Annotated in this window: 14 protein-coding genes; 12 read left to right on the top strand and 2 right to left on the bottom strand. The window is 32.3% G+C overall.

The window, feature by feature from the left end; translation table 11 throughout:
- Positions 1 to 60: 60 nt before the first annotated feature.
- The 7 genes from purB (at position 61) to ABZA65_RS06565 (ending at position 8,166) form a co-directional block, all read left to right on the top strand.
- Entirely contained in the window at positions 61 to 1,395 is a 1,335-nt protein-coding gene (purB, locus tag ABZA65_RS06595) for an adenylosuccinate lyase (protein WP_373071963.1), read from the top strand.
- 421 nt (positions 1,396 to 1,816) lie between these two features.
- Positions 1,817 to 4,183 carry a ribonucleoside-diphosphate reductase subunit alpha gene (locus ABZA65_RS06590; RefSeq protein ID WP_373071901.1) on the top strand — a complete coding sequence of 789 codons (2,367 nt, stop codon included), beginning with the start codon at positions 1,817 to 1,819 and terminating at the stop codon, positions 4,181 to 4,183.
- A 1-nt stretch (position 4,184) separates the two neighbouring features.
- The gene (locus tag ABZA65_RS06585; RefSeq protein ID WP_373071899.1) at positions 4,185 to 4,523 is read left to right on the top strand and encodes a hypothetical protein; all 339 of its coding nucleotides are present in this window, start codon (positions 4,185 to 4,187) and stop codon (positions 4,521 to 4,523) included.
- 20 nt (positions 4,524 to 4,543) lie between these two features.
- Complete coding sequence (gene fliW, locus ABZA65_RS06580) at positions 4,544 to 4,924, top strand: flagellar assembly protein FliW (RefSeq protein WP_373071897.1); 381 nt, start codon at positions 4,544 to 4,546, stop codon at positions 4,922 to 4,924.
- A gap of 111 nt (positions 4,925 to 5,035) precedes the next feature.
- A complete protein-coding gene (locus ABZA65_RS06575) occupies positions 5,036 to 6,418 on the top strand; it encodes a DegQ family serine endoprotease (RefSeq protein WP_373071895.1) in 1,383 nt (460 codons plus the stop codon).
- Between the two features lie 9 nt (positions 6,419 to 6,427).
- Positions 6,428 to 6,850 carry a thioredoxin TrxC gene (gene trxC, locus ABZA65_RS06570; protein ID WP_373071893.1) on the top strand — a complete coding sequence of 141 codons (423 nt, stop codon included), beginning with the start codon at positions 6,428 to 6,430 and terminating at the stop codon, positions 6,848 to 6,850.
- 35 nt (positions 6,851 to 6,885) lie between these two features.
- Positions 6,886 to 8,166 (top strand): citrate synthase, encoded by a 1,281-nt coding sequence (locus tag ABZA65_RS06565; RefSeq protein ID WP_373071891.1) that lies wholly within the window; start codon positions 6,886 to 6,888, stop codon positions 8,164 to 8,166.
- Here the strand turns inward: ABZA65_RS06565 and ruvC are convergent.
- Both ruvC and ABZA65_RS06555 read right to left on the bottom strand, forming a co-directional pair.
- Positions 8,163 to 8,660 carry a crossover junction endodeoxyribonuclease RuvC gene (gene ruvC / locus ABZA65_RS06560; RefSeq protein ID WP_373071889.1) on the bottom strand — a complete coding sequence of 166 codons (498 nt, stop codon included), beginning with the start codon at positions 8,658 to 8,660 and terminating at the stop codon, positions 8,163 to 8,165. The genes ABZA65_RS06565 and ruvC overlap by 4 nt on opposite strands.
- Entirely contained in the window at positions 8,660 to 9,904 is a 1,245-nt protein-coding gene (locus ABZA65_RS06555; RefSeq protein ID WP_373071887.1) for a diguanylate cyclase, read from the bottom strand. The genes ruvC and ABZA65_RS06555 overlap by 1 nt, the downstream gene beginning before the upstream one ends.
- A gap of 141 nt (positions 9,905 to 10,045) precedes the next feature.
- Between ABZA65_RS06555 and dnaA the strand changes: the two genes are divergently transcribed.
- The 5 genes from dnaA (at position 10,046) to queF (ending at position 16,816) form a co-directional block, all read left to right on the top strand.
- Positions 10,046 to 11,353 carry a chromosomal replication initiator protein DnaA gene (gene dnaA / locus ABZA65_RS06550; RefSeq protein WP_373071885.1) on the top strand — a complete coding sequence of 436 codons (1,308 nt, stop codon included), beginning with the start codon at positions 10,046 to 10,048 and terminating at the stop codon, positions 11,351 to 11,353.
- A 196-nt stretch (positions 11,354 to 11,549) separates the two neighbouring features.
- A complete protein-coding gene (gene dnaN, locus ABZA65_RS06545) occupies positions 11,550 to 12,617 on the top strand; it encodes a DNA polymerase III subunit beta (protein WP_373071882.1) in 1,068 nt (355 codons plus the stop codon).
- An 85-nt stretch (positions 12,618 to 12,702) separates the two neighbouring features.
- Positions 12,703 to 15,015 carry a DNA topoisomerase (ATP-hydrolyzing) subunit B gene (gyrB, locus tag ABZA65_RS06540; RefSeq protein ID WP_373071880.1) on the top strand — a complete coding sequence of 771 codons (2,313 nt, stop codon included), beginning with the start codon at positions 12,703 to 12,705 and terminating at the stop codon, positions 15,013 to 15,015.
- Between the two features lie 54 nt (positions 15,016 to 15,069).
- Positions 15,070 to 16,428: a GGDEF domain-containing protein gene (locus ABZA65_RS06535; RefSeq protein ID WP_373071878.1), complete on the top strand. Its 1,359-nt coding sequence runs from the start codon at positions 15,070 to 15,072 to the stop codon at positions 16,426 to 16,428.
- Positions 16,429 to 16,432: 4 nt separating this feature from the next.
- Positions 16,433 to 16,816, top strand: a complete 384-nt coding sequence (gene queF, locus ABZA65_RS06530) for a preQ(1) synthase (protein WP_373071876.1) — start codon at positions 16,433 to 16,435, stop codon at positions 16,814 to 16,816.
- Positions 16,817 to 16,834: the final 18 nt, after the last annotated feature.

The raw sequence follows: 16,834 nt of genomic DNA, 5'->3' as shown, positions 1-16,834 counted from the left end.
ACAATTCGATACTTTGTATATATGAAATTATACACTAATAAAAACACAAGGGTTAGACAGATGGTAGAAAGATATGCTCGTGAAGAGATGAGTAAACATTGGACACAACATGCTAGATATGCTGCATGGCTTGAAGTTGAAAAAGCTGCTGTAAAAGCTTGGGCAAAACTTGGTAAGATTCCTCAAGATGATGCTGATAAAATTGTAAAAAATGCAACATTCTCAGTAGAGAGAATTGAAGAGATCGAAGCAATTACAAAACACGACCTTATTGCATTTAATACTAGTGTTGCAGAATCACTTGGTGATGAATCACGTTGGTTCCACTACGGTATGACATCTTCAGATGCAGTTGATACTGGCGTAGCACTTCAAATGAGAGACTCTTTAACTATTATTATTGAAGACGTAAAGATGTTAATGGAATCGATCAAAAAAAGAGCAGAAGAGCATAAATTAACTTTAATGGTTGGACGTTCTCACGGTATTCACGGTGAGCCTATTACATTTGGTCTAACTTTAGCAGTTTGGTATGACGAAGTAGCACGTCATCTTAAAAACCTAGAAGAGACTATGGAAGTAATCTCTGTAGGACAAATCTCTGGAGCTATGGGTAACTTTGCTCACGCACCACTAGAGTTAGAAGAATTAGCAATGGCTGAACTTGGTTTAAAACCTGAACCATGTTCAAACCAAGTAGTTCACCGTGACAGATATGCAAGACTTGCAACTGCTTTAGCATTACTTGCATCTTCAGTTGAAAAGTTTGCAGTTCAAGTACGTCACTTACAAAGAACAGAAGTATATGAAGCTGAGGAGTATTTTGCAAAAGGGCAAAAAGGTTCATCTGCAATGCCTCATAAACGTAATCCAATACTTACAGAAAATATTACAGGTCTTGCGCGTATGATCAGAGCGTATGCAAACCCTGCAATGGAAAATGTAGCACTATGGCATGAAAGAGATATTAGCCATTCTTCTACTGAGCGTTTCTGGCTACCGGATGCATTTATTACATGTGATTTTATGCTTCATAGAATGAATAACGTTATAGCTAACCTAACTGTTATGCCAGAAAATATGATGAAAAACCTAAACCTAACTGGTGGTCTTGTTTTCTCTCAACGTGTATTACTTGAACTTCCACTTCAAGGTGTAAGTCGTGAAGACGCATACAGAATCGTTCAAAGAAACGCGATGAAAGTTTGGGATGAGATCAAGCAAGGCAAACCTACTTTAAATGAAAAAGGTGAATCACTATACCTTAACCACTTATTAGCAGATGAAGAGTTGAGAAGCAAACTAAGTGAAGAGCAAATTCGTGAATGTTTCAACTACGAATACTACACTAAAAATGTGGATGCAATCTTCAAAAGAGTTTTTGGCAAAAACTAGTAATTTACGGAGCACATGTTTTTTTACAAAAACATGTAGCCCGATAAATTACAATAGATTAGTTTTTGGTACTTACTAAAAGCGATTTAGGTAATCTAATCTTAAACATTCACTTAACCTTTAATCCAAAACAATTACTTAAAAATTCATCATCCTTATATAAATATACAGCTTACAAAACATACAATTTTTTATCACATAAACATAGAAAAACAGAGTTAAAAACTGTTTAGAATACTGTGTATATTATGCTAACTATCACATCAAATTATATGTCTAAATTAATAAGAAAATTTAGTTCAAAATTCATTATTTTTAAAGTTTACTATGGTTAAAATCTGAGATTATATTATCAATTTTTTATCTAATTATTAACTCAATAATTACCTAAAAAATTGAACATAAACTCAGGAACATATATATGATTACAGTTATAAAAAGAAATGGTAGAACTGAACCATTAGACATCACCAAAATTCAAAAATATACATCTGCAGCCGTAAAGGGTTTAAGTAATGTAAGCCAAAGTGAATTAGAAGTTGATGCCCAAATACATTTTAGAGATGGAATTACATCTAAAGAGATACAACAAACACTTATTAAAACTGCAGTAGATAAAATAGATATAGATGCACCAAACTGGACTTTTGTAGCATCACGTCTATTTATGTTTAACCTATATCATCAAGTAAACGGTTTTTCAGGTTACTCTACACTTAAAGAGTATTTTGAAAAAGGTGAAAAAGAGGGTAGATTACTTCTTGGTCTTAAAGACATGTATGATTTAGAAGAGTTAGACAAACATATAAAACCTGAGCGAGATATGTTGTTTAACTATTTAGGAGTAAAAACTTTATATGACAGATACCTAATCAAAGACAGAAACTCTGACCCAATAGAACTTCCTCAACATATGTTCATGGCTATTGCGATGTTCCTTGCTCAAAGAGAAGAAAATAGACAAGAATGGGCTATAAAGTTTTATAACATGGTCTCTCAGTTTGAGGTAATGTTAGCTACACCTACACTAAGTAATGCAAGAACAACTAGACACCAGCTTAGTTCATGTTATATTGGTTCAACTCCTGATAATATTGAAGGTATATTTGACGCTTACCAAGAGATGGCAATGCTATCTAAATTCGGTGGTGGAATCGGATGGGATTGGACACAAGTTCGTTCAATGGGTTCATACATAGATGGCCATAAAAATGCAGCTGGTGGAACTGTACCATTTTTAAAGATAACAAACGACATCGCTATTGCTGTTGATCAGCTTGGAACTCGTAAAGGTGCAATAGCTGTATATCTTGAGCCTTGGCATATTGATATCAATGACTTCTTAGATCTTAAAAAGAACTCTGGTGAAGAGCGTCGTCGTGCACACGATCTATTCCCGTCACTTTGGTTAAACGATCTATTTATGCAAAGGGTTCAAGAAGATGGTATATGGACTCTATTTGATCCATATGATGTTAGAGAATTATCTACTATGTACGGCGAAGAATTTTCTAAACGTTACCAAGAACTTGAAAATGATGAGAGTCTTATAAAAGAGAAGATCAAAGCTAAAAACCTTTGGAAGAAAATATTAACATCATACTTTGAGACTGGTTCACCTTTTTTATGTTTTAAAGACAATGCTAACCGTGCTAACCCTAACTCACATGCAGGTATTATTAGAAGTTCAAACCTTTGTACTGAGATCTTCCAAAACACTAACCCTAACAAGTATCTGATTAAGTTTGTATTTGAAAATGGTGACAGTGTTAGTTATGAAGAGGATGAGATCGTTAAAGTAGATAGCGGAATTGAAAAACCGGCTAAAAAAGTAACTGCTCTTGATTCACTTGGCGGTTTACCTATATATGTAGTTGAGAAAGAAAAAATTAACGGTGATACTGCAGTATGTAACCTTGCATCTGTGAACCTGTCTCGTATACATACAAAAGAGGATATTGATCGTATAGTACCAACAGCTATTAGATGTTTAGATAATGTAATAGATCTTAACTTCTATCCAGTTGAAAAAGTAAAACGTACTAATATGAAAACTCGCTCAATAGGTCTAGGTGTTATGGGTGAAGCTCAGATGTTAGCTGAAGCTGGAATAGAGTGGGGAAGCCAAGCTCACTTTGACAAAATAGATGAGATTATGGAATCAGTTAGTTATAACGCTATATCTGCATCATCTGATCTAGCAGTTGAAAAAGGTATATATCCTCAGTATGAAGGTTCAAAATGGTCTCAAGGTATTATGCCTCATGATCATGCAAATGCAGAGGTAATAAACTTAGTTGATCGCGGTGGATTATTCGCATCTAAATACGAATGGGATGACCTACGTGATAAAGTTAAAAAACAAGGTATGAGAAACGGTTATTTAATGGCTGTAGCACCGACAAGTTCTATCTCTATACTTACAGGTACGACTCAAGCTATTGAGCCTGTATTTAAACGTAAGTGGTTTGAAGAAAACCTAAGCGGACTTATCCCTGTAGTTGTTCCAAATCTTTCACCTGAGACTTGGGCATACTATACACCTGCTTATGATCTAAACCAGACTATACTAATTAAAGCTGCTGCAATTCGTCAAAAATGGATAGATCAGGGTCAAAGTTTAAATATATTTATAACACTTGATAAAGCAAGCGGAAAATATCTAAATGAGATCTATATGTTAGCATGGAAGTTAGGACTTAAGTCTACTTACTATCTAAGAAGCCAATCACCTGAAGTTGCTAACGATGTTGAAGATAGAAGTATGGAATGTGTAGGTTGTCAATAAGATGAAACCTTTAACAAAAAGTGCTTTAAAAGATTTCTTAGAGCGCTTTGAGTATTTTAAAGATGGTGAGTTTAGAAATATAGAAATAAATTCACCAACAAATATAACTTTTTCTTTTGCTGTTCAAGACTCTTCCCGCGGATATGATTGGGTTAACCTTAAGTTAGAATTTGATAATATTATTGAAGCTACGCTACTTGAAAACTCAGATTTGAGTTATGTAGACATGAGCAATGGTGTTGATATAAAAAATGGTGGTACTGAATTTGCTTTTAAGATAAACAATTCAACCTGTCAAATAAAATCGTCACACATAAAATATGAAGAGGGGCGGTTCTAACTTAATAAAAAGGATAGAAAATGAGTTACGAAGTTAAAGGTCAAATATTAGGATTTGATAACACTTACAGCGTGAACATTAATGAAGTAGATGAACTGTTTTCTACAATGATCGATACAGATAATGAGAACATATCTTTTACACTGGTTAACCCTTATATGCTCAGAGAGTATTCTTTTGATATTCCTACAAACTTAAAAATCTTACTTGATATTAAAGAGGATTCTAAATTAAACGTATATAACATTGTTATAATACAAAAGCCTCTTGAAAAATCAACTATAAACTTTCTAGCTCCAATAATAGTCAACGAAGATAGCAAAAAAATCGGTCAAGCAGTACTAGATCATAAAGCTAATCCTGATTTTGGTATACGCCAGACAATCGAGTCTTTTAAATAAAAGACTCATTTACCTTTTGTTAGACAACGATTAGTTTTTCGTATACCTTATAGTTATAAACTTTACAAAGATAAATTCTATCTTTGTAACAGTATATGATAAGGAGAAAATATGAAAAATGTAATTTTAGTTCTTTTATTTTGTGCCTCACTTGTTTATGGCAAAAGCAACGTAAATTTTAACTACTCAACTTCCGATACAAGAAAGTATCCTACAAACCAAGACTATATACTCTCATATAACAATATCCTAGAAGATGTTAGGTATAGCGTCGTAAATATTTCTACACAAAAAAATGTAACACAACAAGCTATAAACCCTTTCATGAATGATCCATTTTTTAGAGAGTTTTTCAGAGGTTATAAAAATGTTCCACAAGAAAGAGTTCAAAGAGCTCTTGGAAGTGGTGTAATAATAAGTGAAGACGGTTACATAGTTACAAATAACCATGTAGTAGACGGTGCTGATAAAATAGTAGTAAATCTAGTTGGTGATAAAAAAGAGTATGAAGCCGAGCTTGTTGGTAAAGATGAAAAAAGTGACTTAGCCGTTATAAAAATAGATAAAGAAGATTTAAAAGCTGTCAGTTTTTACGATTCTGATAAAGTGAGAGTAGGTGATGTTGTTTTTGCTTTGGGTAATCCATTTGGTTTACATGAAACAATAACTCAAGGTATAGTCTCAGCTACAGGCAGAAGCGGTGTAGGTATAGTAGAGTATGAAGACTTTATACAAACAGATGCTTCTATAAATCCTGGAAATTCAGGCGGAGCACTAATAAACTCTAAAGGTGATCTTGTAGGTATAAACTCTGCAATTCTCTCAAAAAGCGGTGGGAATGTAGGTATAGGATTTGCAATACCATCAAATATGGTTGCTTCAATAGCTAAACAACTAATTATAAGTGGAAAGTTTTCACGTGCTTATTTGGGTGTTAATATATCAGATGTTAGTGAGGATATGAGTAAATTTTATAACAATAACTTTGGTGCGTTAGTTACTGGTGTTGAAGATGGAACTCCGGCACAAAAAGCAGGACTAAAAAGAGGTGACTTAATAGTTGCTGTAAATAACAAAGAGATCAAAAGTTCAAGTGAACTTAAAAACACTATTGGTACTTACGCTCCAAAAACGGAAGTTACTATAAAATATTTACGCAATAAAAAACTAAAAACTGCAGATGTTAAACTAGGTTCTATGGAGGATGTTGCACCTGGGGACACTGTTAACTATAAAGGACTTGAATTAAAAGATATAGATGCGCAGACAAGATCAAAACTAATGCTTTCAGCTGAAGTTGAAGGTGTTATAATTGTTAAAGTTGATCCAAAATCAAGTGCTGCCTCAATTGGCATACAACCGGGTGATGTTATCATTCAAGTTGAAAATAAAGAGATAACAAACACAAAAGAGTTTGTTGAATCTACAAAATCAAAAACTAAAAAACGACTGTTTATCTACCGTCGTGGCGGTGTATTTGCAGTGGTGTTATAGGAGTTCAATATGAGAGTAATATGTCCACACTGTTTAACTGTAAACAATGTTCCAAAAAAAGATGAATATAAAAAAGCTAACTGCGGTAAATGTAAAAATTCATTATTAGACACAAAACCTATAGAGCTAACGGATGCTAACTTTGATGACGTAATAGTAAATAGTGATATTCCTGTTATTGTAGATTTTTGGGCACCATGGTGTGGCCCTTGTAAAATGTTTGGACCTGTGTTTGAAAAAAGTTCTTATAAATATCCTCTAAAAGCTTTATACATAAAAGTAAATACAGAAAACGAACAAAACTTAGGTGCTAGGTTTGGTATTAGAAGCATACCTACACTTATGATCTTTAAAGACGGTAAGGAAGTACATAGAATTAGTGGAGCACTTGATGAAGATAACCTAAATAATTTAGTCTCACAGTTTATATGATATAATAATTTAACATAAAAGATAAAGGTATTAAGATGTCTAAAGATACAGTAACTATCATAAATAATCGTGATGGAAAAGAATATGAATTTAATATACTAGATGCCAGTGTCGGTCCTTCAGTCGTAGATATATCAAGTTTTTATAAAGATACTGGTATGTTCACATATGATGAAGGTTATACATCTACTGCATCATGTGAATCTAAAATAACATATATAGACGGTGGTGCCGGAAAACTTATGTATAGAGGTTATGACATCTCATATATGGCAAATGAAAAAAGCTTTTTAGATACTGCCTACCTACTTTTACACGGTGAACTTCCAAGTGATCAGGAACTTAAAGATTTTAGATATGAGATGAATAAACGTGCATTTGTTCATGAAGGGATTAGAAAACTGTATGACTCATTTCCTGATCGTGCACACCCCATGGCTATACTTTCAGCAGGGGTCTCAGCATTATCTACAATCTACTTTAACCACTTAGATATCAATACACCTGAAGAATACACAGAGATGTCGCATAGAATAGTTGCAAAAATTCCTACATTGGCTGCTATGAGCTACCGTTATTCAAGAGGCTTGCCTATAGTGTACCCGAATATAGATAAATGTTTTACTGAGAACTTTTTATATATGATGCGTGCATATCCGGATGAACATATAGATCTAAAACCTATAGAGGTTAAGGCATTAGATACTATATTTACACTTCATGCAGATCACGAACAAAATGCATCTACAACAGCAGTTAGAAATCTAGCTTCGACTATGGCTCATCCATATGCAGCTATAAGTGCAGGTATCGGTGCACTGTGGGGTAGAAGCCATGGTGGAGCTAACGAGAGTGTTATACGTCAGTTAGAGATGATAGGTACTGTAGATAGAGTTGATGAGTTTATAGCTAAAGCAAAAGATAAAGATGATCCATTTAGACTTATGGGTTTTGGTCACCGTGTGTATAAAAACTTTGATCCTCGTGCAACAATTCTAAAAGACATAAGAAATGAACTTATGGATGAACTTGGTATCAGCAGTGAGCTTGTTGAAGTTGCAAATAAAATTGAAAACATTGCACTAAATGATGAATATTTTGTTTCTAGAAACCTTTATCCAAATATAGATTTTTATTCTGGACTGATCCTTCAAGCTCTTAAAATTCCAAAAGAGATGTTTGCCGTTATATTTGTAATTGGTCGTACACCTGGCTGGATCGCTCAGTGGAGTGAACTGCGTCAACAAAAAACAATAAAAATAGCACGTCCTAGACAACTATATACGGGTAAAACGGAAAGAACACCCAAAAGCTAAGAAGTTTTAGTTTTTTTATTTTGTGATAGCTTAACACGTTGAGAGTGTGTAATCGCTACGGCGATTGCATCTGTAATATCAAGCGGTTTGATCTCTTTTTTAATATTTAATAATCTTTTTACCATAAAAGCAACTTGTTCTTTTTTTGCTTTTCCATTTCCGGTAATTGCCTGCTTTACCTGCAGAGCCGTATATTCACTAAACTGTCCAAACTCCTGTAAAAGCTTTAACATGATAGCTCCCCTAAACTGAGCAAGTTTTATAGTTGTTTTTGGATTATGCGCATAAAATATATCTTCCATAGCAACTTCATCTATTTTATTATTTTTAAAAATAGAATCAAAAGCCTCAACCATCTGTGGTATTTGAAACTGCAGATCTTCAGCTTTTATCTTTATAAGTCCTGCTTCTTTGAGGGTAATTTTTCCCTTATCAAGATTCACTAGGGCATAACCCATATTTCTAGTACCTGGATCAATTCCTAATATTGTCATTATTTATAAACTACTTGGTTTCTGCCGTTTTCTTTGGCATTATAAAGGTACATATCTGCTTCATTAACTGTATCTTCAAGTGTATCTTCATAATTTAAAGCAATACCTATAGATATCGTATATCTAATCTCTTCATCCTTATCGCTCATTGCAACCGAGGTTAATACGTTTTGTCTTATCCTCTCAAATACATTTATAGCATTTTCACTAGAAACATTTTTTAGGAGTACACAAAATTCATCTCCTCCAAATCTTGCAACTACATCCTCAGAAGATGTCTCAGACATTAAAATATCTGCTAAATGGACAATAACCTTATCACCCATATCTTGTCCGTATCTGTCGTTGATCTGTTTAAAGTCATCTATATTAACCATAGCTATTGAAAAATTCTCATCATTTCTCACAGCATTATCAAAATATTTTCCGACCTCTTTAAAAAAGTATCTTCTATTGTAAAGACCGGTTAAAAAATCTCTAATAGTTTGGTTTGTAATCTCATTAATATTTTCCAATGCCTCTATAGAGTTATTCACACGACAAGAAAACTCCTCTTTAGAAAACGGTTTTTTAATAAAATCGTTTGCACCGCTTTTTAGAAACAGTGCTATCTCTTCATCATCACTTTGTCCAGATAGCGCGATCACACAAAGTTCACTTTTTTTATATTTCTTTCTTATCTGTGTTGTTAGCTCCAATCCATTCATAACAGGCATATTATAGTCTGTTAGTACCAAGCTTATATCAGGCGTAGTATCTAGTATATTTATAGCTTCTTCACCGTGAGCAACCGTTATTACGTTAAAAAAAAGATTGTTAAGCATATCTTTCATCTGTTTTCTAAATACAACTGAGTCATCGACTACAAGAACTTTGTGTTGCTTGTTTTTGATCAATCTTTTTATGTTTGCAATGATATAGTTAATATCTTCTATTCCGCTTTTGTGAATATAATCTATTATATTCTTTTCAAACATCTTTCTTCTAAAGTTTTTGTCAATATTTGAAGTTAATATTATTACATGATTGCCTGTTTTAATAACATAATCAATAATCTCACCATCAGGTGCATCTGGAAGATTAATATCTGATAGAGTTAGAAAATATTTATAACCTTTTAAAAATAGTTTTGCTTCTGACATACTGTAAGCTACATCAACTTCTATGTCTAACTCTTTAGATATTTTTTTGGCAATTAAATTTGCTAACGTTTTATTATCTTCGATAACTAGTATTCTTTCCACTTCGTGCCCCGATTTTTTTATTTAATTTTACAATAAATTATTTAATCACTTATTCACATTTTACTTATTCACATATATTTAACCCTATTTTATGTAAGTTTGAGTTATTATTCACCTATATTTTAAAAAATAGGTGTTTATGTGAATATCGGTCAAGAGATACTACAACAATTAAAAGAAGAGATAACTGAGGTTGAATATAACCGCTATATCAAACAATTAGACTACGATACAAAAAAATCAACCAGTGATCTGGCAGTGTATTATGCACCTAATATGCTTGTGTGTAACTGGATTAAAAATAAATACACATCTAAACTAGAACACCTGTTTGAAGTTAAAACTTCAAATAACGTTACTGTTAAAATAGCTCTGAAAGATACTTTCGATAAAAGAAAAACAAAAAAGAAAGAGGAAAAACATACTACAAAATCTCTTTTAAACCCTTCACATACTTTTGATAATTTTATGGTTGGTGGTTCTAACCAGTTTGCATATTCAGCTGTAAAAAGTGTTAGTGAAAAAGCAGGTGAGATATATAATCCTCTTTTTATTTATGGTGGAGTAGGTCTTGGAAAAACACACCTTATGCAAGCAGCCGGAAATGTTTTTCAAAACCAGGGTAAAAGTGTTATCTATACTACAGTTGAACAGTTTTTAAATGACTTTATACGCCATGTTAGAAATCAAACTATGGACAGGTTTCAAGAGAAGTATCGTAATTGTGACGTTCTTTTAATAGATGATATTCAATTTTTATCTAACAAAGATACTATTCAAGAGGAGTTTTTCCACACTTTTGAAGCACTTAGAAATGCAGGTAAACAGATCATACTAACAGCTGACAAACATCCAAAAAAAATCGGTGGACTTGAAAAACGTCTGCAAAGCAGATTTGAATGGGGTCTGGTTGCAGATATTCAACCTCCTGAACTAACAACTAAAATAGCTATTATTGAAAAGAAATCTGAGATCAACAAAGTAAAACTCTCAAAAGATATAATCAACTATATTGCTACTGTTATTGAAAGCAATGTTCGTGAGATAGAAGGAATTCTTTCAAAACTACATGCATATTCACAGTTGATGCATGTAGATATAACACTTGACTTTACTAAAAACGTTTTAAAAGATCAGTTGCAGGAAAAAACAGCTAACCTTACATTAGATACAATCACTAAATTTGTAGCAAAAGATCTAAATATAAAGCAAAGTGAAATAACATCTAAGGGCCGTGCAAAAAATCTTGTATATGCAAGACGTATATCTATCTACTTATGCCGTGAACTAACTCAAAACACTATGCCTCAGCTTGCACAGTATTTTGGTATGAAAGATCACACGGCTATATCGCATACTATTAAAAAGATCAATGAACTTATAGAGAACGATGAAGACTTTAAAGTTAAAATAGATGAGCTTACAAATAAGTTAACTGCAAACAGTTAAAATAAGCACTAAAACCCCAATTGTAAAAAAAGTAAAAAAAAGATATAATCCACAGTGTGAACAAGTGTGAATAATGACTCTATGTTTTATCACATTCATTTAGTTCACATTTTAGGGGTTAAAATATGGTTTTCACATATTCACATACCCCTACTACTAATACTAAAAATTTATTAAATATATAGGGATTTACATAATGAAAATTCAAATATCAAAGTCTATACTTGAAAATGTTCTTATCCACGCTCAACCTTTCTTAGAAAAGAAAGATACTTCTCAAATAACTTCACATGTATTTATTAGTGCATCAAACGGAACTTTAACCCTAAAAGCTACAGACTATGAAATAGGTTTTTTAGTTAATACAAATAATCTAAATATTATTGGTGATGGTAGTGCTACAGCTAATGGTAAAAAGTTTTTAGACATTGTTAGAATTTTAAAAGACGATATGATCGATCTAGAACTAAAAGGTGATAATCTACATCTTTCACAATCACACTCTAAATTTAAACTTCCTATATATTCTTATAATGAATTTCCAGAGTTCCCATCTTACGAAGGTAAAAATCGCATATCTATAGATTCACACTCGTTAATTGAATCTCTTAAAAAAATTACACCAGCTATTGATAATAATAACCCTAAGTTTGAATTAAATGGTGCACTAATAGATATCAAACAAAATGAAATAAATTTTGCTTCAACTGATACAAGAAGATTAGCTGTTGTAACAATTCCAAATAACAGCTCAAACGAATTATCTATAATACTTCCTAAAAAAGCTATTGTTGAGATTCAAAAATTGTTCTTTGATGATATAGAACTTTATTATGATGATACAAACTTGATCATTCATTCAAATCAATATACATTTTTCACAAAACTTATTAACGGTAAATTCCCTGAATACTCTAGAATTATTCCTAAAAATATAGCAAACACTTTAGTATTACCAAAATCTTTAATGATAGAGTCTATAAAACAGATAACTACAATATCAACTGATCTGAAAATAACTTTCTTAGATAACACGATTACTTTTGAATCTTTAAGTGATGACAATATAGAAGCTAAAACAGATATTACTCACACAACAGGTTTTAGTGAACCGTTTACTATTGCTGCAAACAGTAGATATTTACTAGATTTTTTAAATTCTATAAACGGTACAGATTTTACAATTGGACTAAATGAGAATAATTTACCGTTTATTTTAAGCGAAAACAACTTTAAAACTATAGTTATGCCTATAGTTATATAATTTTAATATATATATAAAAGTTCTTTTTAGTTTACATTAGATAAAATATCTCTAATTATGCCAAAAATGGTTATTGGAGATATATATGGAACAAAATTACGGCGCTAGTAATATTAAAGTCCTAAAAGGACTAGAGGCTGTTAGAAAACGTCCTGGTATGTATATTGGTGATACAGGTCATAGAGGTCTGCACCACTTAGTATATGAAGTTATTGATAACTCTATAGATGAGGCAATGGCTGGTCACTGTGATACTATTAACGTAACACTTACTAAAGATGGTAGATGTAGTGTTAGCGATAATGGTCGTGGTATACCTACAGATATGCACCCAACTGAAAATATGTCTGCTGCTACGGTTGTTTTAACTGTACTTCATGCCGGTGGTAAGTTTGATAAAGATACATATAAAGTTTCTGGTGGTCTTCATGGTGTTGGTGTATCTGTTGTAAATGCATTATCATCTGATCTTCATATGACTATCCACAGAGGTGGAGAGATTCATGAACAAGATTTCAAACAAGGTATCCCTCAACAAGCTTTAGAAGTTACAGGTACTACTCGTAAAACTGGAACTACTATTACATTTTCTCCAGATCCATCTATTTTTACTGAAACTGTAATTTTTGAATATGAATACTTAGCTCGCCGTTTTAAAGAGCTAGCTTATTTAAATCCATTTATAACTATAATTTTTGAAGATGAAAGAAGCGGTGTTAAAGAGACTTATCACTTTGAAGGCGGTATTGAGCAGTATGTTAGTGATCTAAATAAAAAAGCTGCTGTAGCACAACCATATTCATTTTCTGGAAAAATCGAAGATATAGAGTTTGATATAGCTCTTATGTATAACGAAGGTTACGATGAAAAAGTTGCATCATTTGTAAATAATATCCGTACACCAAATGGTGGTACACATGAAGCAGGTTTCCGTGCAGCACTAACACGTGTTATATCAACTTATAATTCTCAAAACGGTGCAGCTAAAGAGAAAGATGTAAAGATTTCCGGTGATGATACTGGTGAGGGTTTAATTGCTATAGTTTCAGCTCGTGTACCTGAACCTCAGTTTGAAGGTCAAACAAAAGGTAAACTTGGTAACACTTACGTTAGACCATTAATTCAAAAATCTTCTTATGAGATCCTTTCAAAATATTTTGAAGAAAATCCTCTTGAAGCTAAAGCAATAGTACAAAAAGCATTAGCTGCCGCTCGTGGACGTGAAGCTGCTAAAAAAGCTCGTGAGTTAACTCGTAGAAAAGATAATATGAGTGTTGGTACACTTCCTGGTAAGTTAGCAGATTGTCAAAGTAAAGATGCATCTATTTGTGAACTATACCTGGTGGAGGGAGATTCAGCGGGTGGTTCGGCTAAAATGGGTCGTGACCGTGTATACCAAGCTATTTTACCTCTTAAAGGTAAGATCTTAAATGTTGAAAAAGCTCGTTTAGAGAAGATTTTAAAATCTGATGAGATCACTAACATGATCACGGCTATGGGTTGTGGAATTGGTGATGAGTACAATGAAGAGAAGCTTCGTTATCACAAGATCATCATCATGACCGATGCCGACGTTGATGGTTCTCACATTCAAACACTGTTATTGACTTTCTTCTTTAGATATTATCGTCATGTAATTGAGAATGGATATTTATATTTAGCTCAACCGCCTCTATACCTTTACAGAAAAGGTAAAAAAGAGATCTACTTTAAAAATGACCGTACTCTAAACGATTATCTGATCGAAAATGGTGTTGAATCTTTAGAAGTTGAATCTATTGGACAAAATGATCTGATCTCTTTCTTTAAAATGGTGGATCACTATCGTGGATCATTAGAAGCACTTGAGCGCCGTTATGCACTTATTGATCTAATCCGTAATTTTATAGAAAACCCTGATTTAGTAAGTCTAGCTTACGATAAGATGTATGTTGAAGTTGAGAAATTTTTAACAGAAAATGGAAATAACATACTTACTAAAGTTATATCTGAAGATTCAATTCATCTTTTTGTTCAAACAAACGACGGTATGGAAGAGTTACTTATAAATGATGAACTTTTTGCAGCTCCTCACTTTAATGAGGCAAATTTTGTATATAACAAAATTAAAGAGTGGGATATCGATCTTGGTAAAGATATTTTAGAAGTATTAGAAGACATCACATCTTATGCTAAAAAAGGTGCATATATTCAGCGTTACAAAGGTCTTGGTGAGATGAACCCTGATCAGCTATGGGAAACAACTATGACACCTGAAAACCGCACATTACTACAGGTAACTATTGATGACGCAGAAGTAGCTTCTGATGCATTTACACTATTTATGGGTGATGAAGTAGAACCTCGCCGTAACTACATTGAAACACACGCAAAAGATGTTAAACACTTAGACGTTTAGATGTACCTACCAGAAAAAAAAGAGCGTGAATATCGCTTCAGATTAGCGTTAAGAATGGGTTTACCCATCTTCGCTCTTATGTTTGCACTAATTTTACACACATTTATATCTACATATGAAAATTTAAATTCTGCTTTTTATATTGAATCTTTGATCGTATTAATATTTGGGATATATTTTATATTTTATCTTATATACAGAGGTTATCAAAAAAAAATAACAGATGACGTATCAAAAGTATTTACAAGAACATATCTGTACAGATATATTAAAAAAGAACTAAAAAGCAATAAAGAATATACCTTAGTACTGATCTCATTAGATAATTTAAATGATATAAACAACCGTTATGGCATTAAAAGTGGTGATAAAGTTTTATATGAAGTTGGTTTATGGATATGTAAATATTTAGAAGATAATAATATAACTAACTTCCCAATCGGACATGTAAAAGGTGGTGATTTCATACTTGGTTTAAAAGGCATTAGCAGTGAATTTATGACTATGATAGAGTTAATGAATTTAAAAGCAGATGATCTTAAAATAGATGATATAGAGATAAAAGTTCAAGTTGCCATGAACGATACATTTTTCTCAAATGATCTAGAATATATGGTAGAAAATCTATTTGAGATTAAAGAGTTTAAAAAAAATAAAACTAAAGATGTTAAATATATCGGTGAAGATATAAAGCCAAATGAACTTGAACAATATGTAATAAGTGCGGTAAGATCTAAAAATTTTATGTTAATGAAGCAGGATGTTTATAACGGTGACAAAGTAGTTATGAGAGAATGTTTTGCGAAGTTAAAAAGACCTGATGGTAAATATATGCACCAAAAGTCATATATTAAAGTTTTAAACAGACTTAGATTAATGATTGATTATGATTATATGATCCTTGAAAAAAGTGTGGAAAACTGCATAGAAGAGAGTGATGTAATGCTTGCATTAAGTGTATCACCTACGTCTATCAGAAACAGGAGCTTCTTTTTGAAACTAAAAGAGCTTATAGATTTAAACCCACATATAAAAAACAGAATTATGTTTATTTTGAGTGAAAAAGAGTACTATTCATATGCTCAAAGATATTCTGATATACTCAAAAACATAAGAAAACTCGGTGTAAAAATAACTATAGATAAAATGGGTTCATATCAGTCAAGCTTTTTATATTTTAGAGAATTAGATGTTGATGCTATAAGGATGGATGGCATCTATACAAAAGATATAGAGGATCAGCACTATTACAACATAGTAAACGGTTTTAGTAAAATGGTAAAAGACAGTGATACTAAGATCTGGATGAAGATGATAGAAACTAAACAAACATTAGAAAAGATAAAAGAGTTAGATATTGATTACACTCAAGGAAAATATCTATCAAATCTAGAAACAATATATGAAGGATAATATAATGAAATACGGTGAAAAAGAGATTGTAGAATTTGATGTAGAAAAAGATTTAGAGATCTGGCCAAATGAGCACAAAAAAGATTATTTAATAAAAATAACTCTTCCGGAGTTTATGTCGCTTTGTCCAAGAAGCGGTTATCCTGATTTTGCGACGATTTATTTAGAATACATCCCTAATGAATGGGTTGTAGAGTTAAAAGCCATAAAGCTGTATATTAACTCTTTTATGAATAAACATATATCACATGAGGGTGCAGCAAATGAGATATATGATCTTTTAGATGAGAAGCTAAAGCCTAAATATATGAAGATAGTAGCCGATTTTAACCCTAGAGGAAATGTCCACACAGTTATAGAGATAGATAGTGAAAAGATAAATAAATAGCTATCTTTTTTTAATTAA

It is taken from the genome of Sulfurimonas sp. (assembly GCF_041583195.1).
Taxonomy (GTDB): Bacteria; Campylobacterota; Campylobacteria; order Campylobacterales; family Sulfurimonadaceae; genus Sulfurimonas.
The sequence above is the reverse complement of the archived record's forward strand: the minus strand, read 5'-3'. Positions and strand labels throughout refer to the sequence as shown.